Here is a 23,287-nt window from a genome sequence, read left to right on the forward strand (position 1 = left end):
CTTTCGTCGTCCCGGGGCGGTCCGCGGCGTCAGGTGAGGACGTCCCGCCGGGCGTACCCCACCAGGCCGACCGCGGCCAGGACCGCCGCCACGGCGAGCATCCCGGCGGCACCCACCGCGTGCCACGGCTCGGCGGGGACGTCGGCCAGGTGGGCGAACGGGGAGAGCGACCGCACCGCGCCGGGCCAGCCGAACGTGTCGGAGAACACCAGCAGCAGGTAACCGCCCAGGGCCGGCGTCACCCCGAGGGGCAGCACCGCCGCCGGCGCCCAGCCCAGCGCCGCCAGGGCGGCCCCGAGGCACAGCAGCGCCACCGGCAGCACCGCGAACGCGCCGGCGAGCGTCTCGCCCGGCCCCAGGCCGGCGCCCACCCACGCCGCACCCGCCCAGGTGGCCAGGCCCGCCGCGACGGCGAGGACGGCGAGGGCGAGGGTGATCGCGAGCGCCTCCGTGGCCGCCCACCGGACGCGGGCGACCGGGCGGGAGTACAGCAGCGCGAGGCGGCCGGCGGCCTCGTCGGCCGCGGTGGCGGCGACCCGCCCGGCGGCGAACGCCCCGAGGGCGACGGCGAGCAGCGTGTACAGCGCCGCCACGTAGCCCTGCACCGAGCCGAGCTGGGCGAACCCCGCCTGGGCGGCCAGGTCGGCGAAGGCCGCGTTGTCCCGGAGGAAGTCGGTCATCGCGGTGGCCAGCAGGCCGATCAGCAGGAAGTAGGCCGCCGCCCCGGCGGCCCAGCCGGCGAGCGGCCTGCGCACGCGGTGCACGGCGAGGCCGGGCAGCGAGGTGAGCAGCCGGCTGGGACGGGTGCTCCGGTCGGCGCCGGCCCACCGGCCGCGCCCGACGTCGCGGCCGGCGTGCAGTGCCACGGCGAGCGCGCTCAGCGCGGTGACCAGCAGGGCCAGCACGACCAGGGCCGGCCACCGGTCCTCCGCGAAGGGGACCGCCCGCTCCAGCAGCCCGAACGGGGTCGCCCAGGCCAGCCAGGACAGCGCCGGGACGCCGTCGGCGACCATGCGGACGAGCAGGCTGCCGAGGAGGACGGCGACGGCCAGCCCGGAGGCCGAACGCCGCTCGCCGAACAGCTGCCCGCCCACGATGCCGAGCGCCGCACCGACCATGCCGGTCCCGGCCAGGCACGCGCCGAACAGCAGCGATCCCGCCGCCCCGGCCCCGGCCAGCAGCAGGCCGAGCCCGCCGGCGAGTCCGACGACGGCCGCGGCGGCCAGCACCACGAGCAGCACGCGGGTGACCAGCGTCCGCAGCCGCAGCCGTCCGGCCAGCAGCAGGTCCCACCGGCCGGCCTCCTCGTCGCCGCGGCTGAGCCGGGTCGCGGTCAGCGCCGCCCAGACCCCCACCAGGACGGCGAGCACCGTGCCGGTGCGCCAGACGGTGAAGCCCCCGGGGGTGTCCAGCCCGACCGGCGGGCCGAACAGCGTGCGGATCGCCGGGTTCTCGGCCAGCGCGGCCAGCGACTCGGTGCCGAGCGCTCCCTCGAGCCCCCGGTACTGCAGCGCGACCATCGCCGTCATGCCGCCGGTGACGAGCGCGATGACGGCGGTGCCGCGGCGGACCTGCCGGAGCGCCGCCGCGGTCGCGGCCCGGCCGGGGGAGCGCGGCGCGGGCGACGGGGGAGTCGTGCCCGGTGCCCGCACGGGCGCGGTCCAGGTGGTCATGCCGCCACCTGGCCGTAGTAGTCGAGGAAGATCTCCTCGAGCGTGGGCTCCCGCACCTGCAGGTGCGCGACGTCGGCGTCCCCCAGGGCGCGCAGGACCGCGCCGGGGGGGCCGCTGAGCGAGAGCTCCAGCCGGAGCGGTCCCGGCCACCGCAGGTCGGAGACGCCGGGCAGGTCGGCCAGGCCCTGCAGCTCCGGCGCGGGCGAGCCGAGCTCCACGACGACCTCGGCGCGGTGCAGGCGCCGCAGGTCGGCGAGCCCGGCGACCTCCACCAGCCGCCCGCTGCGCAGGATGCCCACCCGGGAGCAGATCGCCTCCACCTCGGCGAGCTGGTGGGAGCTGAGGAACACCGTCTGACCCCGCGCGGCGGCCTCGGCGATGCAGGTGCGGAACTCCCGCTCCATCAGCGGGTCCAGCCCGCTGGTCGGCTCGTCGAGGACCAGCAGCGGCGCGCGGGTCGCGAACGCCGCGACGAGCGCGACCTTCTGCCGGTTGCCGGTGGAGTAGGTGCGGGCCCGCCGGTCCGGGTCCAGCGCGAACCGCTCCACCAGCTCGTCGCGGTAGCCGGCGTCGGTGCCCGGGCCGACGCCGGCCATGAGCTCCAGGCATTCCCGGCCGGTCATCGACGGCCACAGCGCGACGTCGGCCGGCACGTAGGCCAGCTGCCGGTGCGCGCGCTCGACGTCGCCGGCCGGGACGTCGAAGACCCGGGCGGAGCCGGCGGTGGGCCGCAGCAGACCGAGCAGCATGCGGATGGTGGTGGACTTGCCCGCCCCGTTGGGACCGAGGAAGCCGAAGACCTCGCCCTGCGGAACGGTCAGCGACAAGTCGGCGACCGCGTCGGTGGTGCCGAAGCGCTTGCTCAGGCCGTCGAGGCGCAGGGCAGGGGCGGACGACGTGGGTGCGGACATGGGAACTCCTCGCAGTCGACGATTCCGACTGCCGACCAGACTTCCCGGCGCTCCGGGGAGAGACGCTAGACCTGCCGGGTCGCGCGGGGAAGTACCTCGCGCCGCCGCTCAGCCGGTGAGCTGGCGGTCGTCCCGGCCGCTGCGCCGCATCCGGTCGCCGAGCGTGCCGAACGCGAGCACGGCACCCCACGGGACGATCACCCAGAACGGCCAGAAGTAGAGGAACGTCCCCGCGGCCAGCGAGGTCACGGCCCAGATCGACAGCACGAGAACGGCGGTGGTCGACCACGAACCCCACTCCGGCCACCCGTGGCCACCGTGCCAGGAGGAGCCGCACGCCCCGGTCCGGACCGGGGAAGCCGCCGGCGCCGTGGCCCGGGGAGCCGGCGCGCCCGCGCTGCGGGGCAGGTCGGCGGTGAGCGGTGCCAGCTCGCCGAACGTGCGGGCCGCGTAGGCCCGGGCCAGGCGCTCGTCGTACTCGGCGACGGTGAGCCGCCCCTCCGCCATCGCCTGGCCGAGGACGGTGGCGACGGCGGCGCGGTCGGAGTCGGCCGCACGCAGGTGGGACTCGGGCATGGCGTCTCCTCGCTCGGGATGCCCCAGTCTGTTCCGGCCCGGCGGCCGGAGTCCACTGACAGCTGTCACCGGTTCCACGTGGAACGCGTCAGGTGCCGCGGCACCCGCTCAGCCGGCGGGAGGCGCCGCCTCCGCGGCGAGGTGCCGGCCGATGACCATCCGCTGGATCTGGTTGGTGCCCTCGAAGATCTGCATGACCTTCGCCTCGCGCATGTAGCGCTCGGCCGGGTGGTCCCGGGTGTAGCCGGCCCCGCCCAGCACCTGGACGGCGTCGGTGGTCACCATCATCGCGGCGTCGGTGGCCACCAGCTTGGCGATGCTGGCCTGGCGGGAGAACGGCTTGCCGGCGTCCTTGCGACGGGCGGCGACCAGGTAGGTGGCGCGCGCGGACTCCACGGCCGCGGCCATGTCGGCCAGCAGGAACGCCACGCCCTGGTGCTCGGCGATCGGGCGGCCGAAGGCCTCCCGATCCACCGCGTACCGGACGGCGACGTCGAGGGCCGACTGCGCCAGCCCCACGGCGACCGCGCTGATGCCCAGGCGCCCGGAGTCCAGGGCGCCGAGGGCGATGGCCATGCCGCGCCCGGGCTCGCCCACCAGCCGGTCGGCCGGGATCGGCACGTCGTCGAGCCGGATCGCCGCGGTGGTGGAGCCGGTCAGGCCCATCTTCTCCTCGGGTCGAGCGGCGCTGAAGCCCGGCAGGTCGGGGGTCAGGTGGAAGCAGGAGATACCGCGGTCCCCGTCGGCCGGCGTGCGCAGGAACGTCGAGTAGAAGTCGGCGTGCCCTCCGTGGGTGACCCAGGCCTTCTCCCCGCGGGCGACCCAGCCGTCCTCGGTGGGCGTCGCGCTCGCCCGCATGGCCGCCACGTCGGAGCCGGCGTGCGCCTCGGACAGCGAGTAGGCGCCGATCAGGCTGCCGCCCACCATCTCCGGCAGCAGGTCGCGTCGCTGGGCCTCGGTGCCGAACGCGGCGATGGGGGAGCAGGCCAGCGTGTGCACGCTGATGCCCAGGGCGACGCTCGCCCAACGGGCCGCCAGCTCCTCGAGCACCTGCAGGTAGACGGCGTAGGGCTGGCCGCCCCCGCCGACCTCCTCGGAGAAGGGCAGGCCCATCAGCCCGGCGTCGCCGAGCAGGCGGAACACCTCGCGCGGGAAGCGCTCCTCGCGCTCGTACCGCGCCGCCTTCGGCGCCAGCTCGGCGTCGGCGATCTCGCGGACGAGGGCCAGCAGGTCCTCGGCCTCGGGGGTGGGCAGTTCGCGGTCGACCGGCACGGTGCTCCTTCGGTGGGGCGTCCAGCGGACGGTACCTCCGGGGGCGGTCCGGGGCCGTTGGCAGGATCGGCATCCGTGATCATCGAGCCGGCTGCCTGGGACGACCCCGACGTCCGGCGGCTGACCACCGACCAGCAGACCGAGGTCCGGGCGCGGTACGGCGGGAAGGACGAGCCGGGCGTGCACCCCTCCGCGGCCGACGTCAGCGTGGTCCTGGTGGCCCGCGACGGGGCCGGGAGCGCGCTGGCCTGCGGCGCCCTGCGCCACCTGGGCGGCAGCGTGGCCGAGGTCAAGCGCATGTACGTCGCCCCGGGCGCCCGGGGGAGCGGCGTGTCGAAGGCCGTGCTGGCCAGGCTGGAGAGCGCTGCGCGTGCGCGGGGCTGGACCACGCTGCGCCTGGAGACCGGCCCGCTGCAGCCGGAGGCGATCGCGCTCTACACGGGGGCCGGCTACCGGCCGATCGAGGCGTTCGGCGCGTACGTCGGCGATCCCGACGCCGTCGCCTCGCTGTTCTTCGAGAAGGACCTCGACGCCGACTGAGCCGGGTCAGGTCCTGCTCCGACCGATCCGCGATCCCGCGGGGGCGCCAGGGGTGCTTTTCCGCGGAAAACCACGGGAGGGTGCGGGGCGTCGGTGACCGTCGGCCGCGAGCTGTGGGCCGTCCGTGAACCGGATCCGCCGCTCCGGACATCCAGGGGTGTGACGACTTCTCCGATCGCGGCCGGATCATCACCTGCCGTGACCCCGACGGCGCTGCACCGGTCCGCCGATCCCCCGCGGCTGCGCGCGCTGCCCGACTCCCTCCCGGGCGACGCCGAGCTGATCGCCCGGTCGGTCGAGGACCCGGCCGAGTTCGCGCCGCTGTTCGACCGGCACGCGACGACCGTGCACCGGTACCTGGGCCGCCGGGTGGGTGAGCTGGCCGACGACCTGCTCGGTGAGACCTTCCTGATCGCCTTCCGGCGCCGGGCCGCCTACCGGCCCGAGCACGTCGAGGTGCGCCCCTGGTTGCTCGGCATCGCGACCAACGTCGTGCGCGGGCACCTGCGCACCGAGCAGCGCCGGTACAAGGCCCTGGCCCGGGCCGCCGCGGAACCCGAGCGGCACGGCGCCGACCCGGGGGACGCCGCGGATCGGCTGGACGCCCAGGCGCTCCGCGGCCCGCTGGCCGCCGCGCTCACCGGTCTCAAGCCGCGCGACCGCGACGCCCTGCTGCTGCTCGCCTGGGGCCAGCTCGGCTACGAGGAGATCGCCGCCGTCCTCGACGTCCCCGTCGGCACGGTGCGCTCCCGGCTGCACCGCGCCCGCCGCCAGACCCGCGCCGCGCTCGGCGACGTCTCCCCCTTCGCACCGACCTCCGAGGAGGAGGACCGATGAACGACCTCACGCTGCTCCGCGAGGCGGGCCCCGACGCGCCGCCGCTCTCACCCGCCGCCCGATCGGCCGCCCGGGCGGCGCTGCTGGCGGAGATCGAGGGCCCGGCTCCCCGGCGGTCCCGGGTGCCCGGCCGGAGGGCGGTCCTCCGCACCGGGCTGGCCGTCGGCACGGTCGCGGCCGCCTGGGCCGCCGCCGTCGTCATCGCCGCGCCGGACGGCCCCGGCACCCCGGCGGAGAGCGTCACCCTCGTCGACTTCCGGATGCCGACCTTCCCGCTGTCGCTCGACCCCGAGCCGGACGGGATGCGGCCGGCGTTCAGCGGGGACCGCGACTCGGCGGGCTTCGCCGAGTACGACTCCGCGGACGGCGACGACCGGTTCACGGTGGCGGTCCTCGACGAGGAGCCCGAGTGGCTCGACGACGCCTACGAGCACGTCGACGTCACCGAGCGCGCGGAGGTGGGCGTCGACGGCAGGGACGCCGACGTGGTCCGCGGATCCCGGGACGTCTACTGCGAGGACGGCCTGACCGTCTGCGAGCGCGAGCGGTTCGCCGAGCTGGTGTGGGAACGCCGGGACGACCAGTGGGTGGTGCTGTCCGGTGAGGGCGACTACAGCCGGACGCCGGAGCTGGTCGCCATCGCCGAGTCGCTCGTCGACCGGCCGCAGCGGGCGACGCTGACGGCCGAGCTCGCCCCGGCCGGCTGGTCCTTGCAGGCCTACAAGATGGGGCGGGTCCTGACCCTGGTCAACGACGCCTACGAGCAGCAGACGATCACCGTGCACGTGCCGCTGCCCGAGGACGTCGTCCCCGCGGACCAGCTGCTCGACCAGCTGATGGGTCCGGCCGGTCCGGTCGTCCCGGTGACGGTGCACGGTCGACCCGCCCAGCTGGTCCCCGTGCACAACGGTCCCCGGGCGACGGGCTGGTTCCTGCAAGCGCAGTTCGCCGACGGGACCACCTTCACGGTGCAGGCGCCGGACGCCTTCACCGGGGAGCAGGTGGTCGAGCTGGCCGAGCAGGTCACCTACCACCTCTGACCGGGAGCGCCCGTATCCGTCTCGCGGTGGTTCTGGGCAACCGGATACGACAGCGAGACGTATGCGGGTGCCTCGGGTGTGGTGAGCTGACGCCATGCCCGACACCTGGCCCGATGCCGACCGCACCGAGGTGGAGCTGACCGCCGGTGCCGCCCGGCTCGCCGTCGACCTGCGGGGTGGCACGCTGCGGCAGCTCGCCGTCGGGGACTGGCAGGTGCTGGACGGCTACGCGCCCGGCACCGTGGCCCCCGGCTGGCGCGGAGCGGTCCTCGTCCCCTGGCCGAACCGCCTGCGGCACGGCCGCTGGACGTGGGCGGGCGAGGAGCTCCAGCTCGACGTCCGGTCGCCGGAGGAGCCGCACGCGATCCACGGGCTGGTCGCCTGGCAGCCGTGGGCGGTACTGGCCGAGGCGGACGGTTCCGTCACGGTCGGGACGACGGTCGAGCCGCACCCGGGCTACCCGTTCCGGCTGGCCGTCGCGGTGGACCACCGGCTCGCCGCCGACCGGCTCACCACCACCCTGCGGGTGCAGAACCTCGGCGAGGTGCCCGCACCGTTCGGTGCCGGGTTCCACCCCTACCTCTCGGTCGGGGCGACGGCGGACGGCGGCATCGGCGAGGCCGAGCTCACCCTTCCCGCCCGCACCGAGCTGGTCCTCGACGGCGGCCTGCCCACCGGTGAGCGCCGGCCGGTCGACGGCGTGGTCGGCGAGATCGGGGACCGCCCGCTCGACGCCCCGCTCACCGACCTCGACCGCGACGCCGACGGCTGGGCGCACGTGCGGCTGCGCGGCCGCGCGGGGGAGCTGGTGCTCTCGGCCGACGCCTCCTTCCCGTGGCTGCAGGTCTACAGCGGCGACACCCTGCCGGCCGGCCAGTGGCGGCGCAGCCTCGCCGTCGAGCCGATGACCTGCCCGCCGAACGCGCTGGCCGACGGCGTCGACCTGATCACCCTGGAGCCCGGGGAGTCGTGGGCCGGCACCTGGTCGCTGACCTGGACCCCGGCGGCCTGAGGTGCGCGTGCGGGAGCTGTGGCGCTACCCGGTGAAGTCGCTGCAGGGGGAGCGGCTGGCCGAGGCGGACATCGGGCCGCTCGGGATCGCCGGTGACCGGGGCTGGGCGTTGTTCGACCGGGACACCGGCCTGGGCCTCACCGCCCGGCGGGTGCCCGACCTGCTGTTCGGCGCCGCCCGGCTGCGGCCCGACGGCGGTGTGGAGGTGGTCCTCCCCGACGGCACGGCGACCGCCGACGACGACGTCCTCTCCGGCTGGCTCGGCCGCCGGGTCGAGCTCCGGGCCGCGACCGGGGACGGCGACGCGGTGCCCACGTACGAGACCCCGGCCGACGAGGACGTGCCCGACCCCACCGAGTGGCTGCAGTGGGAGGGGGCGCCGGGGCCGTTCCACGACAGCCCGCGCATCCGGCTCTCGCTCGTCTCCACCGGCACGCTCGGCACCTGGGACCGCCGCCGGTTCCGGGCCAACGTCGTCCTGGACGGGGCCGGCGAGGACGACCTCCGCGGCCGGGAGGCGGACCTGGGCGGCGTGCGGCTGCGCGTCGGCACCGGCATCCCCCGCTGCGTCATGACCACCCGCCCCCAGCCGGGCGGGATCGCCCGCGACACCTCGGTGCTCAAGACCGTCCACCGGGAGCGGGACGGGCTGCTGGCGGTGCGGGCGGCCGTGCTCCGCGCCGGCACCGTGCGCCCCGGGGACGCCCTGGTGCCCGACGGCGGGGGAGACTGAGGCGTGCGCACCATCGACCTGCGTCCCGGCGAGGACAGCATCCGGCTCGGCCAGCTGCTCAAGCTCGTCGACGCCGTCCCGACCGGCGCCCAGGTGAAGGACGTGCTGCTCTCCGGCGCGGTGACCGTCAACGGGGAGCCCGAAGAGCGCCGGGGCCGGCAGCTGCGCTCCGGTGACGTGGTCGCCATCGAGGGCACCGAGGACGTCCGGATCGGCTAGCCGCGGAGCTCCGCGGCGGCACAGCGGTTCCACGTGGAACCGCGGGGAGGAGCACGGTGGCGGATCTGCTGGCCTCGCGGCTGCGCGGCTTCGGGACGACGGTCTTCGCCGAGATGAGCGCCCTCGCCGTCGCCACCGGCTCGATCAACCTCGGCCAGGGCTTCCCCGACTACCCGGGACCGCCCGAGGTGCTCGACGTCGCCCGGGCCGCGATCGGCACCGGCGCCGACCAGTACCCGCCCGGGCCCGGGATCCCGGAGCTCCGGGCCGCCGTCGCCGAGCACCGGCAGCGGTTCACCGGCCTGACCTACGACCCGGACACCGAGGTGCTGGTGACCGCCGGGGCCACCGAGGCGCTGGCGGCGGCCATGCTCGCGCTGCTCGAGCCCGGTGACGAGGTCGTGCTGTTCGAGCCCATCTACGACAGCTACAGCGCCTCGGTGGCCATGGCCGGGGGTGTGGTCCGCCCGGTGCCGCTGCACCCGCCGGTGGCCGGTGACGGCGCCTGGACCTTCGACGAGGCCGAGCTGCGCGCCGCCGTCACGCCGCGCACCCGCCTGCTGCTGGTCAACTCGCCGCACAACCCTACCGGCACGGTGCTGACCACGGCCGAGCTCGCGGTGCTGGCCGAGCTGGCCACCGCGCACGACCTGCTGGTGCTCACCGACGAGGTGTACGAGCACCTGGTCTTCGACGGCGCCCGGCACCTCTCGCTCGCCACGCTGCCGGGCATGCGCGAGCGCACCCTCGTCGTCTCCAGCGCCGGCAAGACCTTCGACGTGACCGGCTGGAAGGTGGGCTGGGTCTGCGGCCCGGCGGCCCTGGTCGCCGCCGTCCGCACCGCCAAGCAGTTCCTCACCTACGTCAACGCCGGCCCGTTCCAGCCCGCGGTGGCCGCCGGCCTGCGGCTGCCCGACGCCTACTTCGACGGCGTCGCCCGCGATCTGCAGGACCGGCGGGACGTCCTGGTGGCGGGCCTGCGGGACGCCGGGCTGCCGGTGATCAGCCCGCAGGCCACCTACTTCGCCACGGTCGACGTCCGCGGGGTGCGGCCCGACGGAGACGGCCTGGCGTTCTGCCGGGAGCTCCCGGAGCGCGCCGGGCTGGTGGCCATCCCCACCGTGGTCTTCTACACGCCGGCGCACGCCTCCCTGGGGCGGCACCTGGTGCGGTTCGCGTTCTGCAAGAGCGATGCGGTGCTCGCCGAGGCGGTCGAGCGGTTGAGGAGGCTGGGATGAAGGTCGCGGCGGTGCAGCACGACATCGTCTGGGAGGACCGGGAGGCCAACTTCGCCCGCCTCGCGCCGCAGGTGGGCCGGGCGGCCGCCGCCGGAGCGGAGCTGGTGCTGCTCACCGAGACGTTCTCCACCGGCTTCTCGATGACGCCGGGCATCGGCGAGCCCGAGGGCGGCCCCTCGGCCCGGTTCCTCGCCGCCCAGGCGGCCGAGCACGGCGTGTGGGTGGGCGGCAGCTGCCCGGAGATCGCCGACGACGGGGAGCTGCCGTACAACTCGTTCGTCCTCGCCGGGCCGGACGGGACGACGCACCGCTACCGCAAGCTGCACCCGTTCACCCACGGCGGGGAGCACGAGCGCTTCCGGGCCGGCGACGGGCCGGTCACCGTGCAGATCGGCGGCCTGCGGGTCACCCCGTTCGTCTGCTACGACCTGCGCTTCGCCGACATCTTCTGGCGCGCGGCGCCGGGCACCGACCTTTACGTGGTGGTGGCCAACTGGCCGGCCGCCCGGCGGCTGCACTGGCAGACCCTGCTGCAGGCCCGGGCCATCGAGAACCAGGCCTACGTCGTGGGCTGCAACCGGGTGGGCACCGCCGGCGACGGCACCGAGCACACCGGCGACAGCCGGGTGGTGAGCCCGATGGGGGAGCTGCTCGCCACCGCCGCGGGCGCCGAGACCCTCGTGCTGGCCGACGTCGACCCCGCGGAGGTGGCGGCGACCCGCGACCGGCTGCGCTTCCTGCCCGACCGGCGCGGCTGACCACGCGGCTGCTCAGGTCCGGGCGGTGCCGTCCTGGTCGATCACGACCTGCTCGCGCTGGATCTGCTCGGTGACGGTCTCCTGCCCCTCGACCACCTCGGTGCGCAGCCGGACCCGCTCGGTGGGCACGACCTCGACGCTGATCACGGGGCGTTCGGTGTGCAGGACGATCTCACCGGGCAGCCCGGAGCCGGCCGACGGGCCGTCCGGCACCAGCGACTCGCCGGAATCCGCGTCGGCGCCGGTGGCGTCCAGCGGCAGCTCCTCGAGGCGGATCTCCTCGCGCCGGATCGGCACGGTGATCTGCACGTCCTCGGTGACCACGTACTTCACCAGGCGCACCCGGCGGGTGACCACCCGCTCGGTGCCCACCCGCAGCTGCTCCTCGCTGCGGGTCATGGCGCCGTCCGTGCCGCCGGCCGGGGCGGTCCCGGCGGCCGGGGGCGGGGGAGCCGGTGCCGCCGCCGGGACGGTGCCGGTGTCGGTGGGGCCGGTCGGCGGCGCGTCGGGGCTCCGGTGGCGCCCCTCGCCGCGGTCGGAACCGATGCCGTAGTGGCGGCGCAGCTCGGCCTCCTCGCCCGGGTCGAGGTGGTTCCCGCCGACGGACGGGGCGCTCTTGACGGCGTCGGCGCTCACCGGCAGCTGGAGGCGTCCGTCGTCCCAGGCCGCCCCGTCGGCGGGCACGATCGAGTGCCGGGTGCCGAACAGGCCGGTGGTCACGGCCACCCAGGTCGGCTCACCGGTCCGGTCGTCGACGAAGAAGTGTTCGACGGTGCCCAGCTTGTCGCCACCATCGCCGTAGGCGGTGCTGCCGATGGCGGCGGCCACCTCGCGCTCGCTCAACATGGGTCGGCTCCCCTCCGTGCGGCGCTCGGGTGCGCCACGTCCTCAGGGCTGCCCAGCGGAGGGCGTCGGTGAACATGCCGCCGGGTCAGCGGCCCGGCAGCACCAGATCCACGACCAGCGACCGGTGGTCGCTGCCCGCCACCGGCACCGCGGCGCAGCCGGTGACGGCCAGGCGCGGGTCGACCAGCACGTGGTCCAGGGCCAGCCGCGGCAGCGGCAGCCGGAGCGGCCGCCAGGTCCACAGCAGCCCCCGGCCGGCCGCGCGGGCGGCGTCCCGGTACCCCCGGCCCAGCACCGCCCGCAGCGCGGCGTGGTCGAGGGTGGCGTTGAAGTCGCCCGCCAGCACCCGCAGCACCGCCGGGTCGGGCCCCGGCAGGGCGGCCAGGTCCTCGGCCCACCCGCGGACCGCGGACGGGGACGTCGAGGGCGGCCGGGAGTGGATGGCGGTGATCTCGACGTCGGGTCCGTCGCCGCCGGACAGGCGGACCGTCGGCTGCTCGAAGCCACCGGGCATCACCGAACGCCCGGTGACCGGCCACCGGCTCCAGACGCCCCCGGACGCGGAGACGACGCTGCCCGGCCGGGCGGGGACGACGTGGGCGTGGGGGAGCGCCCGGTCGAGGCCGGCCGCGGTCAGCCGCCGGTGGGCGTCGGGGGTGAGCTCCTGCACGGCCAGGACGTCGACCTCGTGCTCGCGCACCAGCTCGACGACCGGATCGGCCGGGACCAGGCCCAGCCGCAGGCTCACGGTGGCGATCCGCAGGCGGGTGCCCGCCGCTGCGGGGCGGACGGGCGGCTGGCCCCGCTGGGCCAGGACCGCCGTGCCGAGCGTGGCGCCGGCGGCGGCCGCCAGCAGGGTGCCGGTGCGCGAGCGGGCCCGGACGGCGGCGGCCAGCGGGAGCACGGCGGTCGCCGCCGCGTAAGGGGTGAAGGCGAGCGCCGGCACCAGCGGGAAGCCGCGCTCGGCGCCGGTGGCGCGCAGGGCGGCCCAGGTCACCCACGGGAGCGCCGCCCCGACCCCCCATCGCGGATCGGGGCGTGGCGGGGCCATGGTCGCCACGGTAACCAGCGCGCGGAGGAGCCGCCGACCGGCGGCTGCCCTACGGTCGGGCCCGTGGTCACCGAGCAGCTGGAGGTCGAGCGCAAGTTCGACGTCGACGCGGCCTTCGTCCTGCCCGCGCTCGACGTCGTCCCCGGCGTCGCCGCCGCCGACGCGCCGCGAACGCACGAGCTCGAGGCGGTCTACCACGACACCGCCGACCTAAGGCTGGTCCGCGGCCGGGTCACCCTGCGCCGCCGCACCGGCGGGCCGGACGAGGGATGGCACCTCAAGCTCCCCGCCGGCGCCGCCCGCCGGGAGCTGCACCTGCCCCTGGACCGCGGCGCCGGCACCGCCCCCGCCGAGCTGCTGGACGTGGTCGCCGGGCTGCTGGCGGGCGAGGTCCCGGGGCCGGTCGTGACCCTGCGCACCCGGCGGGTGGTCACCGTGCTCCGCGACGCCGGGGGCCGGGCGCTCGCCGAGCTCGCCGACGACACGGTGACGGCGACGGTGCCGGCCGCGGTGGCGGGCGAGCCCCCGGAGGTGCGCTCCTGGCGGGAGGTCGAGGTCGAGCTGGTCGACGGCGAGGAGCCGCTGCTGGCCGCGGTCGGCGAGGTGCTGGTGGCCGCGGGCGCCCGCCCCTCGCCGCGCGCCTCGAAGCTGGCGTTCGCGTTGTCGTCCCGGCTGGACCCCGCCGGCTGACCCACCCCGGGAACGCGGCGCCGTCCTCCGTCGTCTCCTCTCTGCGCCGGTGCCCACCGCCCGGCGCCCAGCCCCGCTCGACGCCTCCGGAGGCCTGCCCTGTCCCTCATCGGTCTGCTGGGCTTCGGGACGGTGGTCCTGCTGGCCGTGGGGCTGCTGCACGCCTACCTGTGGCTGCGCCTGGTGCGCGGGACCACGCGGCCCGGGAGGCTGCGGCGCCGGCTGACGGCGCTCACCGTCGCCCTCGCGGTGCTGCCGGTGCTGGCCGTCGTGCTGCGCGGCATCCTCTCCCTGGACGCCCTCGCCCCGGTGAGCTGGATCGGGTACAGCTGGCTCGGCGTCGCGCTCTACGCCGTCGTCGCCCTGCTCGTCCTCGAACCGGTCCGGCTGCTCGGCAACGCCTGGATCCGCCGGAAGGCGGGCGGGGTCGTCCCGAGTGGGGCGCGGAGCGCTCCGCGCAGGGACGACGCAACGGCTCCGCGGGACCGGGGCACGGCTCCTGGCTGCGGTGCCGTCCGGGAGGACGGGAGTGTCATCGCCGAGGCCCCGGCCGAGGCCCCGGCCGAGGCCCCGGCCGAGGACCCCGCCGAGGACCCCGGACTGCCGCGGCGGCTCTTCCTGGCCCGGGGGCTGGCGGTGACCGCCGGGGCGGTCGCGCTCGGCACGGCCGGCACGGGTGCCTACCTCGCCAACGCGGCGCCGGTGGTCCGGCGGGTCCCGGTCACCCTGCGCGGGCTGGACCCGGCGCTCGACGGCCTCCGGATCGTCACCTTCTCCGACGGCCACCTCTCGGCCACCTACGGCGGGCGGCGGTTCGAGCGGCTGGTCGAGATCGTCAACGAGCAGCGCCCGGACGTCGTGGCGATCGTCGGCGACCTGGTCGACGGCGACGTCGACGACCTGCGGGAGGACGTCGCGCCGCTGGCCGACCTGGTGAGCGAGCAGGGCGTCTACTTCGTCACCGGCAACCACGAGTACTTCGTCGACACCCGGGCCTGGATGCGGCACCTGCCGACCCTGGGCGTGGACGTGCTGCGCAACGAGCGGGTGGCCATCCGCCGCGGCGGCGCCTCGTTCGACCTCGCCGGGATCGACGACCGGACGGCGGCGGCCTCGGGGCTGCCCGGCCACGGCGCCGACCTCGACGCGGCGCTGGACGGGCGGGACGACGCCACGCCCGTGGTCCTGCTGGCGCACCAGCCGGTGATGGTGGAGCAGGCCGCGGCGGCCGGGGTCGACCTGCAGCTGTCCGGGCACACCCACGGCGGGCAGCTGTGGCCCTTCGACTACGCGGTGCGCCTCGACCAGCCGGCGGTGGAGGGCTTGTCCCGCCACGGGGAGACCCAGCTGTACGTCTCATCCGGCGCCGGGTACTGGGGCCCGCCGATGCGGATCGGTGCCCGGCCGGAGGTCACGGTCGTGGAGCTCCGGGCTCCGCGGGGTTGACCGACCGGGCCTGCTCGAGCGCCTCGAACGCCGCCTCGACGCACTGCTCCAGGGCGGTCTCGTCGCCGCTGTCGGCCCAGACGAGCAGGCCGGTCGTGTAGGCGGCGAGGTAGGCGCTGGCCACCACGAGATCGGCCGTGCGCGGGGGGCCTCCCTCGGCGAGGGCCTCGGCCGCCATCGTCGCGGTGATCCGGTCGAACTCGCCGGCCCGGTGCCGCAGCGCGGGGCTGCCGGCGATGATCTGCCAGCGGGCGTGCAGCTGCGCGCGGTCCTCGCCGGCGATCCCGCTGAGCGAGTCGACGGCGGCCCGGCGGATGCGCACCGCCAGGGGGAGCTCGGCCGGCTGGGCGGCGATGAGCGCGGCCACCTCCTCCGGCGCCGCCAGGCGCATGACGAGGTGCTCCTTGCTCGGGTAGTGCGCGTAGAAGGTCGGCACGGAGACACCGGCCGCCGTGGCGATGCTGCCGACGCTCACCTGGTCGAAGCCCTCGTCCTCGAACAGCTGCACCGCGGCGGCGAAGATCCGCTCGTGGGTGGCCTCCCACCTGCGCCTTCGGTAGTCCGAGGAATCGGTCACCCGGTGATCCTCTGCCCGGCCACCGCGATCCTGCCACCTGCCGGAACGACCGTCATAGGTCCGTGACCTGCGCAGGGACCGACCCGTTCGGATGTGACGTCCCATACGACATGACGACCAGACGTCTCTCCGGGCAGTACCTTCGTCCCGTGACCAGCCCCGTCTCCGGACCGAAGTACCTGTCGGTCCGCGAGCACCTCCGGCGCCGCGTGGCCGCGCTGCCGGAGCTGACGCTCCTGCCGCCGGAGCCGGTGCTCTGCGCCGAGTACGGGGTCAGCCGGATCACGCTGCGCCGCGCGGTCGACGGCCTGGTCGCCGACGGGCACCTCGTCCGCGAGCAGGGCCGGGGCACCTACGTGACCCGCCCGGCGATCCGGCACGAGTACCGCGAGAGCTTCGTGCACCGCATCGCCGGGTTCAACTCGGTCATGACCGAGCAGGGCGCCCAGGTCGGCACCACGGTGCTGACCCAGCGGGTCGTGCCGGTGCCGGTCCCGGTCGTCCCCGAGCTGAAGCTGGATCCCGCCGCGGACGTCGTCGAGCTGGTGCGGCTGCGCAGCGTCGACGGCACGCCGAACCACGTCGCGCACAGCTTCCTCCCGGCCGCGCTCTACCCGCGGGCCGCGGAGGCGGACTTCGGCGAGGGGTCGCTCTACGACTTCCTCCGCCGGGAGTACTCCGCCGACCTCGCCCACGCGCGGATCGTCGTCGACGTCGGCACCGCCGCAGCCGGGGAGGCCGACCTGCTGCGGGTGGTTGCCGGCTCCCCGCTGCTCGTGGTGCGCACCACCGTCCGGGACAGCGACGGGCGGCCGCTGGTGCACAGCTTCTCCCGGCTGCGGCCGGACGTCAGCCAGGTGGAGTTCGAGGTCTCCGTGGGAGGGCGCTGACGTGACGACCGCGACCGGCTCCCGCGAGGTGCCCCAACCGCGCACCGTCGTCTGGCGGGCCCTGGCGGTGCTCGAGCCCTACTGCGCCGTCTGCGACGTCTCCTACGTGCTCGGCGGCGCCGGGGCGCCCGGGGTCGGGACGACGTTCGTCTGCGTGCCCGGGCAGCTCGACGGCGCGACCCCGCGGGCCGGTGCACCACGGGGAGAGATCCTGGAGTGGGACGAGCCCCGGCTGGTCGTCTCCCGGCTGGACCTGACGCCGGAGGCCTGGACCACGCGGATCGAGCTGGCCGACACCTCCGCCGGCGGGACCCGCGTGTCGATCACCCTCACGCACGAGCCGGTCGGTGGCAGCCGGGTGGTCCGCCACCTGCAGCGCGGTGCCGTCCGGCGGCTGGTGCAGCAGACCGTCGACGCGGAGCTCGCGAAGGTGCCCGCGCACGTGGCGCGGGCCACCAATACCTCCTGACCAGCCGTGATCGCCACCTCGATCGGGCGAATGACGCATCACCGTCATGAGGGCGGGTACAGCCTCCAGTCGTGCACCGGCGTGGTGCGCCCGGCTCCCTGCCGGTAGCGCAGCGCCGGTCGAACGAAGGAGAAACCTGTGCTGTTCGACATCCTCGGCCTCATCGTGATCGGCCTCATCATCGGCGCGCTCGCCCGGCTGCTCCTGCCGGGCAAGCAGCACATCAGCATCGTCGCCACCCTGGTGCTGGGTGTCCTCGGCGCCATCATCGGTGGCCTCATCGCCAGCCTGATCGGCACCGGTGACATCTTCGAGCTCAACATCCTGGGCTTCATCCTCGCCGTGATCGCAGCCCTCGTGCTGGTCGGCGGCTACGCCGGCATGGCGGGTCGCTCGAACCGCTCCGTCCGGCACTGATCCAGCGCCCCGGGGGCGCCGGCCGGGCTCACAGCTCGACGGTGTCCCCCGGGGTCAGCCGGCTGACGGGGGTCGGGGTCCCCGGACCCCGCTCCCCGAGCAGCCCGGTGACGACACCCAGCCCGGTGTCGTTGAGCAGCCCGTCGTGCACCGCGAACGCCTGGTCGGCCCGGACCTCCCGCAGGTAGTCGATGACCTGGGCCGTCCGGGACCACGGGGCGTGCAGCGGCAGCAGCAGCGTCGCGACGGGCGTCTCGGGCACCGTGAAGGCGTCGCCCGGGTGGAACACCACCCCGTCGACCAGGAACCCCACGTTGGCCACCCGGGGCAGCTCCGGGTGGATCTCCGCGTGCAGCTCCCCGTGCACCTGCACCTCGAACCCCGCGGCCGTGACCACGTCCCCGGCGCCCACCACGTGGACCCGGGTTCCGGCCCCCTCCAGCTGGGCGGCCACCGACCGGTTCGTCCACACCTCGAGGCCGGGGCTCGCCTCCATCGCCGCGCGCAGCCGGTCGGCCACGAAGTGGTCCGGGTGCTCGTGCGTGACGAGGACCGCCGTCGCGCCGTCCATCGCCACCGGGTCGGTGAAGGCGCCCGGGTCGATGACCAGCCGCCGCTCCCCGGCGGCGAGGACCACGCAGGCGTGACCGTGCTTGGTGAGCTCCATGCCCCGATCCTGCACCGGCCCGCCGCCCCTCACCCCTCGGGGGGAGGCGCACCGCCGCTCCCGTCACCCGGGGCCGCCGCCCTGCCGACGTCCTCTGCATGATGCTGCAGACCACCCTGTTCGCCGCCGCGCGCAGCCGCGCCCACGGGCCCACCGCCGCGCTGTGGCACGCCGTGGAGCTGCACCGGCCGCCGGCCGAGGTCGACGGCGCCTGCGAGCTCACCGTCTGCGGCTCGCTGGCCCGCATCGCCCCCGGGCAGCAGTGGCCGGTCTACGCCGTCGACGTCTGCCCCACCTGCACCACGCTCGCTCCCGCCGTCGCCGGCGACGGCCACCCCTGAGGCCCGGTCTCAGCGACCGGTGAAGCGCGGGGCCCGCTTCGCCAGGAACGCCTCGACCGCCTCGCGGTGGTCGGCGGTCTGCCCGACCTCCGTCTGCAGCCGGCCCTCCAGGGCGAGGGTCTCCTCCAGCGAGTCGGTGGCCGCGGTGGCCAGCACGGTCTTCACCGCCCGGTAGGCGGCGGTCGGGCCCGCGGCCAGCCGGGCGGCGAGCTCCTGCGCCTCGGGCAGCACCTGCTCGGGCGCCACCACGCGGTGCACCAGCCCCCACTCCGCGGCGGTCTCGGCCAGGAACGGCTCGGGCATCAGCAGCAGCTGCGCGGCGCGCGAGCCGCCGACGTTGTGCACCAGCCGCGCCGCCAGCGCGGAGTCGCTGGACAGCCCGATGCCGGTGAACGCCGTCGTGAACTTGGCGCCCGCGGCCGCGACCCGCAGGTCGCCGGCCAGGGCGATGCCCAGCCCCGCCCCCGCGCAGGCGCCATTGATGCCGACGACGACCGGGACCCGGAGCCCGGCCAGCGCGAGCACCAGCGGGTTGTACTCCCGCTCGACCACCGACAGCGGCGGCTCGCCCTCCCCCTGCAGCTTCTGCTGGTGCTCGGCGAGGTCCTGGCCCACGCAGAAGGCCCGGCCGGTCCCGGTGAGCAGCACCGCGCGCACGGACTCGTCCGCCGCGACGTCGTCCAGAGCGGCGCGCAGGTCGCGGCGCAGCGCCGTCGTCAGGGCGGGGCGGAGCAGGGTGAGGGTCGCGACGCCGCCGGCGTCCTCCCGGGTCACGGTGTCGGACATCGTCGCCCTGCCTTCCGGCCTCGTTGGGTGCGGCCGCGGCTGCGCGACCTGTCGCCGGTCACCTTGCCAGGCCGCCGGACCTCCGATCACGCGGTCCGCCACGGCACGTCCCCCCGGGCCGATCCGTTCCCGTGGCACCGCGCGCACGCGGAGCGACCGGCGCGCCGGAGGCGAGCAGCGCCACAGCGGGACCGGTCCGGAGCGCCCGCACCCGTCGGGGACGATGACGCCGAACCGTGATGTGTAACCCGGGCGCGGGTTGGACAGGGAACGGCGGGGCGCTGGGCGGCTCCCCGGACGATGACGGTCCGGTCCGTGCGCACGGACCGGACGGACGAGGAGCGACCTCCGTGGTGGAGCCAGGACGCAGGTGCCTGGGCAACCGCTACGAGCTGCACCAGCTGATCGCCGCCGGGGGCATGGGCCAGGTCTGGCGGGCGCTGGACACCGCGCTGCACCGCACCGTCGCGGTGAAGGTCCTGCGCAGCGAGTACACCGGTGACGCGACCTTCGTGGCCCGCTTCCGCGCCGAGGCGCAGCACGCCGCCTCGCTGAGCAACCCCAACATCGCCGCCGTCTTCGACTACGGCGAGGAGACCGCCCAGGACGGGTCGGGGGAGACCCTCGCCTACCTGGTGATGGAACTGGTGGAGGGCGAGCCGCTGTCGGCGCTGCTGCGGCGGGAGGGGGTGCTGGACCCGGAGACGACGCTGTCCCTGCTGCGGCAGACCGCCTCGGGGCTGGCCGAGGCGCACCGGCTGGGCATGGTGCACCGCGACGTGAAGCCCGGGAACATCCTCGTCGGCCCCGACGGCACGGTGAAGATCACCGACTTCGGGATCGCCTGGTCGGCGCGCAGCGTGGCGCTCACCCGCACCGGGCAGGTCATCGGCACCCCCCAGTACCTCTCGCCCGAGCAGGCCGAGGGTCGGCACGCCACTCCCGCGAGCGACGTCTACGCCCTCGGGCTGATCGGCTACGAGTGCCTCACCGGGCGCCCGGCGTTCGAGGGTGACAACGCGGTCACCATCGCGCTCAAGCAGGTGCGGCAGGAGCCGGACCCGCTGCCCGGGGAGCTGCCCCCCGGCGTCCGGACGCTGATCGGCCGCGCCCTGGTCAAGAACCCGGACGCGCGCTTCCCCGACGGCGCCAGCTTCGCCGCGGCCGTCGCCGACCTGCAGGCCGGCCTCCGGCCGGACCGGGGCATCCCCGCGGTGCAGTCGTCGCGGCCGCGGCGGCGGCCCGGTGGATCGCGACCGGCCGGGGCGCAGCCGGGCGGGCCGCCGACCCTGGCCGGCGTCACCCGGCCGCCGACGGCCCGCCGGCGTGGCCGGCTGACCGTGGTGCTCCTGCCGCTGCTGGGCCTGCTCGCCGGCGCGGGGATCACCGCCGTCCTGCTGCAGTCGCTGACCGAGGGCCCGCCGCCGGCGGCCGCGGCGGCCGTCGAGCAGCGCACCGCCGGCAGCATCGTGCTCGCGGAGGACGACTACGTGGGCCGGCCGGTGGGGGAGGTCGCCGAACGGCTGGCCGCGCTGGGGCTGACCGTCTCCGTGCGGGCCGAGGTGCGCGACGACGTCGTCCCCGACCGGGTGACCGGGGTGTCGCCCGCAGGCCGCCCGCTGCGGGACGGGGACCGGGTGGTCGTGCGCTACGCCGCGGCCGCCGCGGGGCAGCGCGAGGAGCCCCGGGCCCCGGCCATGACCGGTGCGGCCATCGACCGGGTCGCCCCGTCGAGCACGGCCCCGCCGCCCGAGCCGGCCGCACCGACGACCACCACCCCGGCCGCGGAGACGACCACGTCCACGCTCCCGGCGACGACTCCCGCCGGGACGCCGGAGGAGACGACGACGCCCGAGCCCACGGAGCCGACCGCGACGACCACCACGACCACGACCACTCCCACGGCCACCACGTCGAGCACCACGACCGCGCCGTCCACCACGTCGCCGACCACCCCCACGGTCCCGTGACGCCGGGGCGCCGGCCGCCCTCGACGAGGTTGCTCGGCGGCCGCTACGAGCTGCTCTCGCTGCTGGCCACCGGCGGCATGGGCCAGGTGTGGCGGGCGCGGGACGTCGTCCTCCAGCGGCCGGTCGCCGTCAAGGTGCTGCGCAGCGAGTACACCGGGAACGACACCTTCCGCGCCCGGTTCCGGGCCGAGGCGCAGCACAGCGCGCTGCTGACCCACCGCAACATCGCGGCCCTCTTCGACTACGGGGAGTCGACCGCCGACGACGGCGAGCCGCTGGCCTTCCTGGTCATGGAGTTGGTCGAGGGGGAGTCCCTCGCGCAGCTCCTGGCGCGGGAGGGCCGGCTGGCGGTCGACCGCACCCTGGAGGTGCTGCGCCAGACCGCCGACGGCCTGGCCGCCGCGCACGCCGCGGGGCTGGTGCACCGGGACGTCAAGCCGGGGAACGTGCTGGTCGGCTCCGACGGCACGGTGAAGATCACCGACTTCGGCATCGCCTGGTCGGCCGCGAGCGCCCCGCTGACCCAGACCGGCCAGGTCGTAGGCACCGCCCACTACCTCTCCCCGGAGCAGGCCGCCGGCAGCAAGGCCGGTCCGGGCAGCGACGTCTACGCCCTTGGCATGATCGGTTACGAGTGCCTCGCCGGGCACCGGGCCTTCGACGGCGAGAACTCGGTGCAGATCGCCCTGCGGCAGCTCCGAGAGGTGCCCGCCCCGCTGCCGGCCGACATCCCGGAGCAGGTCCGCACGCTCATCGACCGGGCGCTGCTGAAGGACCCCGTCGAGCGCTTCCGCGACGGCGCCGAATTCCGGGACGCGGTCGACGACGTCCGCGCCGGACGGCCGCTGCTCCCGGTGGACCCGCGCGGGGACACCCGGCCCTTCGCCGTCGGCGCCACCGCCGCGCGTCCCGCCCGGCATCCGGGCCGCCGGCGCCTCGTCGCCCCGCTCGCCGCGCTGCTGGTCGGCGCGGGCCTGGGCGTGGCCGCCCTGCAGGTGTGGGGAGACCCGCCGGTCGACCCCGGGACCGGGATCACCGAGGCGCCGGAGACGGTGGTGCTCGCCGCCGCCGACTACCTCGGGCGGCCGGTCGCCGACGTGGAGGCCGAGCTCGTCGCCGCCGGGCTGGGCGTCGACCTGGTCGCGGAGGAGAGCTCGGCGGTGCCCGCGGAGCACGTGCTGGACGTCGGCCCGGTGGGCACGCTGGCCCGCGGCTCCGTCGTCACCGTCACCTACGCGATCGCGCCGCCGCCCGCGCCCGAGCCGGCCCCCGCCCCGGCGCCCGTGGTCCCCCAGCCGGTGGACTCCGGCCCGGCTCCCGTCGACGGGGGCGGGGACGCGGAGCCGGCCGAAGAACCGGAGGAGCCCGAGGAGGGCGCCGACGAGGAGCCCGGGAACGGGAACGGCGGCGGGAACGGCAACGGCGGCGGGAACGGCAACGGGGGCGGTAACGGAAACGCCGGAGGGAACGGCAGCGGCGTCGCGAACGGCAGCGGCGTCGCGAACGGCAGCGGCGTCGCGAACGGCAGCGGCGTCGCGAAGGGCAACGGGGCCGCGAACGGCCGGGGCCGCGGTCCGGGCAGGGGGAACTAGCCGCTCACTCCGCGGCGGCCGGCTCCGCGCGGCCCGTGGCGAGCCACAGCGCGCCGCCGAGGGCGCCCAGGGCGGCGGTGAGCAGAAAGCCCCGGTCGCTGTCGGCGTTCGGCAGCACGACGAGCAGCCAGAACACCGCGAGCCCGGCCAGCCCGCCGGCGGCGATCCGCCGGCCGGTGCGTGCGCCCAGCCGCCGGCCGACGGGCACCAGCCCGGCGAACGCGGCCAGCCCGGCGACGACGCAGAGGGTTGCGAACGCCGACCACAGCGGCACGGCCGACCAGAACGAGCCGGTGCCGAACGCCAGTGCCAGCCCCAGCTCGAGCAGCACCAGGGCGAGCAGCACGAGGCCGGCGCCGGCCAGCGCGGTGCGGTCCCGGGGAGTGCGCGGTTCCGCCGGGGTTGCCGCGGCGTCGTCCTCCGAGTCGCCGGCCTCGAGGATCTCGGGCCACGACGACCGGTCCGCCTGGGCCGGCGGGGGAGGCGAGCCTGCGCCGGGCAGGCCCGGCACGAAGTCGACCGGACCGGTGGGCTGCGGCGCCGTGGCGGGGTCCGGCTGCGGCGCAGCGGCGGGCGACGGCGAGGACGGCGGCGGCAGCTGCTGCACCGTCGTCCTGGGCGTGGCGGGCGGGACCACGGGGATCTCTGCCGTCGTGGGCTGCGCGAAGCCCGAGCCGGCGGTGGCGCCGGAACCGGTGCCGGGGGTCTGCGGGTCGGACGGCGTGCTCACGGGTGC

The 23,287-nt window shown here is 76.3% G+C and carries 26 protein-coding genes; 16 read left to right on the top strand and 10 right to left on the bottom strand.

The window, feature by feature from the left end:
• Positions 1 to 29 precede the first annotated feature (29 nt).
• The 4 genes from ACI790_RS07180 to ACI790_RS07195 form a co-directional block, all read right to left on the bottom strand.
• A complete protein-coding gene (locus ACI790_RS07180) occupies positions 30 to 1,673 on the bottom strand; it encodes a hypothetical protein (RefSeq protein WP_456569101.1) in 1,644 nt (547 codons plus the stop codon).
• On the bottom strand, positions 1,670 to 2,584 hold the full coding sequence (locus ACI790_RS07185; protein WP_456569102.1) for an ATP-binding cassette domain-containing protein: 915 nt from the start codon (positions 2,582 to 2,584) through the stop codon (positions 1,670 to 1,672). The genes ACI790_RS07180 and ACI790_RS07185 overlap by 4 nt, the downstream gene beginning before the upstream one ends.
• A 108-nt stretch (positions 2,585 to 2,692) precedes the next feature.
• Positions 2,693 to 3,160 carry a DUF1707 SHOCT-like domain-containing protein gene (locus ACI790_RS07190; protein ID WP_456569103.1) on the bottom strand — a complete coding sequence of 156 codons (468 nt, stop codon included), beginning with the start codon at positions 3,158 to 3,160 and terminating at the stop codon, positions 2,693 to 2,695.
• A gap of 108 nt (positions 3,161 to 3,268) precedes the next feature.
• Positions 3,269 to 4,432 (bottom strand): acyl-CoA dehydrogenase family protein, encoded by a 1,164-nt coding sequence (locus tag ACI790_RS07195; RefSeq protein WP_456569104.1) that lies wholly within the window; start codon positions 4,430 to 4,432, stop codon positions 3,269 to 3,271.
• A 75-nt stretch (positions 4,433 to 4,507) separates the two neighbouring features.
• On the opposite strand from ACI790_RS07195, the gene ACI790_RS07200 reads away from it, so the two are divergent.
• The 8 genes from ACI790_RS07200 (at position 4,508) to ACI790_RS07235 (ending at position 10,809) form a co-directional block, all read left to right on the top strand.
• Positions 4,508 to 4,972: a GNAT family N-acetyltransferase gene (locus ACI790_RS07200; protein ID WP_456569105.1), complete on the top strand. Its 465-nt coding sequence runs from the start codon at positions 4,508 to 4,510 to the stop codon at positions 4,970 to 4,972.
• Between the two features lie 198 nt (positions 4,973 to 5,170).
• Positions 5,171 to 5,809, top strand: a complete 639-nt coding sequence (locus tag ACI790_RS07205; protein ID WP_456569106.1) for an RNA polymerase sigma factor — start codon at positions 5,171 to 5,173, stop codon at positions 5,807 to 5,809.
• Complete coding sequence (locus ACI790_RS07210) at positions 5,806 to 6,849, top strand: hypothetical protein (RefSeq protein WP_456569107.1); 1,044 nt, start codon at positions 5,806 to 5,808, stop codon at positions 6,847 to 6,849. Before ACI790_RS07205 ends, ACI790_RS07210 begins: the two co-directional genes overlap by 4 nt.
• 94 nt (positions 6,850 to 6,943) lie before the next feature.
• Positions 6,944 to 7,861, top strand: coding sequence for an aldose 1-epimerase family protein (locus ACI790_RS07215; RefSeq protein WP_456569108.1), 918 nt, complete (start codon positions 6,944 to 6,946; stop codon positions 7,859 to 7,861).
• A gap of 7 nt (positions 7,862 to 7,868) precedes the next feature.
• Positions 7,869 to 8,594, top strand: coding sequence for an MOSC domain-containing protein (locus tag ACI790_RS07220; protein ID WP_456569109.1), 726 nt, complete (start codon positions 7,869 to 7,871; stop codon positions 8,592 to 8,594).
• A gap of 3 nt (positions 8,595 to 8,597) precedes the next feature.
• A complete protein-coding gene (locus ACI790_RS07225; RefSeq protein WP_456569110.1) occupies positions 8,598 to 8,813 on the top strand; it encodes an RNA-binding S4 domain-containing protein in 216 nt (71 codons plus the stop codon).
• 56 nt (positions 8,814 to 8,869) lie between these two features.
• Complete coding sequence (locus ACI790_RS07230; protein WP_456569111.1) at positions 8,870 to 10,051, top strand: pyridoxal phosphate-dependent aminotransferase; 1,182 nt, start codon at positions 8,870 to 8,872, stop codon at positions 10,049 to 10,051.
• The gene (locus tag ACI790_RS07235) at positions 10,048 to 10,809 is read left to right on the top strand and encodes a carbon-nitrogen family hydrolase (RefSeq protein ID WP_456569112.1); all 762 of its coding nucleotides are present in this window, start codon (positions 10,048 to 10,050) and stop codon (positions 10,807 to 10,809) included. Before ACI790_RS07230 ends, ACI790_RS07235 begins: the two co-directional genes overlap by 4 nt.
• Positions 10,810 to 10,821: 12 nt before the next feature.
• Here ACI790_RS07235 and ACI790_RS07240 read toward each other — a convergent pair whose 3' ends face one another.
• Together ACI790_RS07240 and ACI790_RS07245 are read right to left on the bottom strand one after the other, a co-directional pair.
• The gene (locus ACI790_RS07240) at positions 10,822 to 11,655 is read right to left on the bottom strand and encodes a PRC and DUF2382 domain-containing protein (protein ID WP_456569113.1); all 834 of its coding nucleotides are present in this window, start codon (positions 11,653 to 11,655) and stop codon (positions 10,822 to 10,824) included.
• Positions 11,656 to 11,740: 85 nt separating this feature from the next.
• Positions 11,741 to 12,706 carry an endonuclease/exonuclease/phosphatase family protein gene (locus tag ACI790_RS07245; RefSeq protein ID WP_456569114.1) on the bottom strand — a complete coding sequence of 322 codons (966 nt, stop codon included), beginning with the start codon at positions 12,704 to 12,706 and terminating at the stop codon, positions 11,741 to 11,743.
• Between the two features lie 63 nt (positions 12,707 to 12,769).
• On the opposite strand from ACI790_RS07245, the gene ACI790_RS07250 reads away from it, so the two are divergent.
• Positions 12,770 to 13,396 carry a CYTH domain-containing protein gene (locus ACI790_RS07250; RefSeq protein WP_456569115.1) on the top strand — a complete coding sequence of 209 codons (627 nt, stop codon included), beginning with the start codon at positions 12,770 to 12,772 and terminating at the stop codon, positions 13,394 to 13,396.
• 132 nt (positions 13,397 to 13,528) lie between these two features.
• Entirely contained in the window at positions 13,529 to 14,842 is a 1,314-nt protein-coding gene (locus ACI790_RS07255; protein WP_456569116.1) for a metallophosphoesterase, read from the top strand.
• On the opposite strand, the gene ACI790_RS07260 is transcribed toward ACI790_RS07255, so the two are convergent.
• Positions 14,808 to 15,419 (bottom strand): TetR/AcrR family transcriptional regulator, encoded by a 612-nt coding sequence (locus tag ACI790_RS07260; protein WP_456569117.1) that lies wholly within the window; start codon positions 15,417 to 15,419, stop codon positions 14,808 to 14,810. The two genes, ACI790_RS07255 and ACI790_RS07260, sit on opposite strands and share 35 nt — an antisense overlap.
• Before the next feature lie 149 nt (positions 15,420 to 15,568).
• On the opposite strand from ACI790_RS07260, the gene ACI790_RS07265 reads away from it, so the two are divergent.
• The 3 genes from ACI790_RS07265 to ACI790_RS07275 all read left to right on the top strand — a co-directional run bounded on the left by ACI790_RS07265 (position 15,569) and on the right by ACI790_RS07275 (position 17,195).
• Positions 15,569 to 16,309, top strand: a complete 741-nt coding sequence (locus ACI790_RS07265; protein ID WP_456569118.1) for a GntR family transcriptional regulator — start codon at positions 15,569 to 15,571, stop codon at positions 16,307 to 16,309.
• Between the two features lies 1 nt (position 16,310).
• On the top strand, positions 16,311 to 16,778 hold the full coding sequence (locus ACI790_RS07270; protein WP_456569119.1) for an SRPBCC family protein: 468 nt from the start codon (positions 16,311 to 16,313) through the stop codon (positions 16,776 to 16,778).
• 138 nt (positions 16,779 to 16,916) lie between these two features.
• The gene (locus ACI790_RS07275) at positions 16,917 to 17,195 is read left to right on the top strand and encodes a GlsB/YeaQ/YmgE family stress response membrane protein (RefSeq protein ID WP_456569120.1); all 279 of its coding nucleotides are present in this window, start codon (positions 16,917 to 16,919) and stop codon (positions 17,193 to 17,195) included.
• 28 nt (positions 17,196 to 17,223) lie between these two features.
• On the opposite strand, the gene ACI790_RS07280 is transcribed toward ACI790_RS07275, so the two are convergent.
• Positions 17,224 to 17,862, bottom strand: a complete 639-nt coding sequence (locus ACI790_RS07280; protein WP_456569121.1) for an MBL fold metallo-hydrolase — start codon at positions 17,860 to 17,862, stop codon at positions 17,224 to 17,226.
• Positions 17,863 to 17,960: 98 nt separating this feature from the next.
• Here ACI790_RS07280 and ACI790_RS07285 point away from each other — a divergent pair, with 98 nt between their 5' ends.
• Entirely contained in the window at positions 17,961 to 18,203 is a 243-nt protein-coding gene (locus tag ACI790_RS07285) for a hypothetical protein (protein ID WP_456569122.1), read from the top strand.
• A 9-nt stretch (positions 18,204 to 18,212) separates the two neighbouring features.
• Here ACI790_RS07285 and ACI790_RS07290 read toward each other — a convergent pair whose 3' ends face one another.
• Complete coding sequence (locus tag ACI790_RS07290; RefSeq protein ID WP_456569123.1) at positions 18,213 to 18,989, bottom strand: enoyl-CoA hydratase-related protein; 777 nt, start codon at positions 18,987 to 18,989, stop codon at positions 18,213 to 18,215.
• A gap of 350 nt (positions 18,990 to 19,339) precedes the next feature.
• Here ACI790_RS07290 and ACI790_RS07295 point away from each other — a divergent pair, with 350 nt between their 5' ends.
• Positions 19,340 to 20,959 carry a protein kinase domain-containing protein gene (locus tag ACI790_RS07295; protein WP_456569124.1) on the top strand — a complete coding sequence of 540 codons (1,620 nt, stop codon included), beginning with the start codon at positions 19,340 to 19,342 and terminating at the stop codon, positions 20,957 to 20,959.
• Positions 20,956 to 22,551 (top strand): protein kinase domain-containing protein, encoded by a 1,596-nt coding sequence (locus tag ACI790_RS07300; RefSeq protein WP_456569125.1) that lies wholly within the window; start codon positions 20,956 to 20,958, stop codon positions 22,549 to 22,551. Before ACI790_RS07295 ends, ACI790_RS07300 begins: the two co-directional genes overlap by 4 nt.
• Positions 22,552 to 22,555: 4 nt before the next feature.
• On the opposite strand, the gene ACI790_RS07305 is transcribed toward ACI790_RS07300, so the two are convergent.
• Complete coding sequence (locus ACI790_RS07305; RefSeq protein ID WP_456569126.1) at positions 22,556 to 23,281, bottom strand: hypothetical protein; 726 nt, start codon at positions 23,279 to 23,281, stop codon at positions 22,556 to 22,558.
• Between the last annotated feature and the right edge of the window lie 6 nt (positions 23,282 to 23,287).

The sequence above is a fragment of the Blastococcus sp. SYSU DS0539 genome (assembly GCF_054050855.1).

What these genes read in the sequence shown, in the direction of transcription:
- ACI790_RS07290 (WP_456569123.1), bottom strand. Translation starts at nt 18,989, where the DNA reads ATGTCCGACACCGTGACCCGGGAGGACGCCGGCGGCGTCGCGACCCTC.
- ACI790_RS07285 (WP_456569122.1), top strand. Translation starts at nt 17,961, where the DNA reads ATGATGCTGCAGACCACCCTGTTCGCCGCCGCGCGCAGCCGCGCCCAC.
- ACI790_RS07280 (WP_456569121.1), bottom strand. Translation starts at nt 17,862, where the DNA reads ATGGAGCTCACCAAGCACGGTCACGCCTGCGTGGTCCTCGCCGCCGGG.
- ACI790_RS07180 (WP_456569101.1), bottom strand. Translation starts at nt 1,673, where the DNA reads ATGACCACCTGGACCGCGCCCGTGCGGGCACCGGGCACGACTCCCCCG.
- ACI790_RS07215 (WP_456569108.1), top strand. Translation starts at nt 6,944, where the DNA reads ATGCCCGACACCTGGCCCGATGCCGACCGCACCGAGGTGGAGCTGACC.
- ACI790_RS07185 (WP_456569102.1), bottom strand. Translation starts at nt 2,584, where the DNA reads ATGTCCGCACCCACGTCGTCCGCCCCTGCCCTGCGCCTCGACGGCCTG.
- ACI790_RS07210 (WP_456569107.1), top strand. Translation starts at nt 5,806, where the DNA reads ATGAACGACCTCACGCTGCTCCGCGAGGCGGGCCCCGACGCGCCGCCG.
- ACI790_RS07235 (WP_456569112.1), top strand. Translation starts at nt 10,048, where the DNA reads ATGAAGGTCGCGGCGGTGCAGCACGACATCGTCTGGGAGGACCGGGAG.
- ACI790_RS07245 (WP_456569114.1), bottom strand. Translation starts at nt 12,706, where the DNA reads ATGGCCCCGCCACGCCCCGATCCGCGATGGGGGGTCGGGGCGGCGCTC.
- ACI790_RS07190 (WP_456569103.1), bottom strand. Translation starts at nt 3,160, where the DNA reads ATGCCCGAGTCCCACCTGCGTGCGGCCGACTCCGACCGCGCCGCCGTC.
- ACI790_RS07240 (WP_456569113.1), bottom strand. Translation starts at nt 11,655, where the DNA reads ATGTTGAGCGAGCGCGAGGTGGCCGCCGCCATCGGCAGCACCGCCTAC.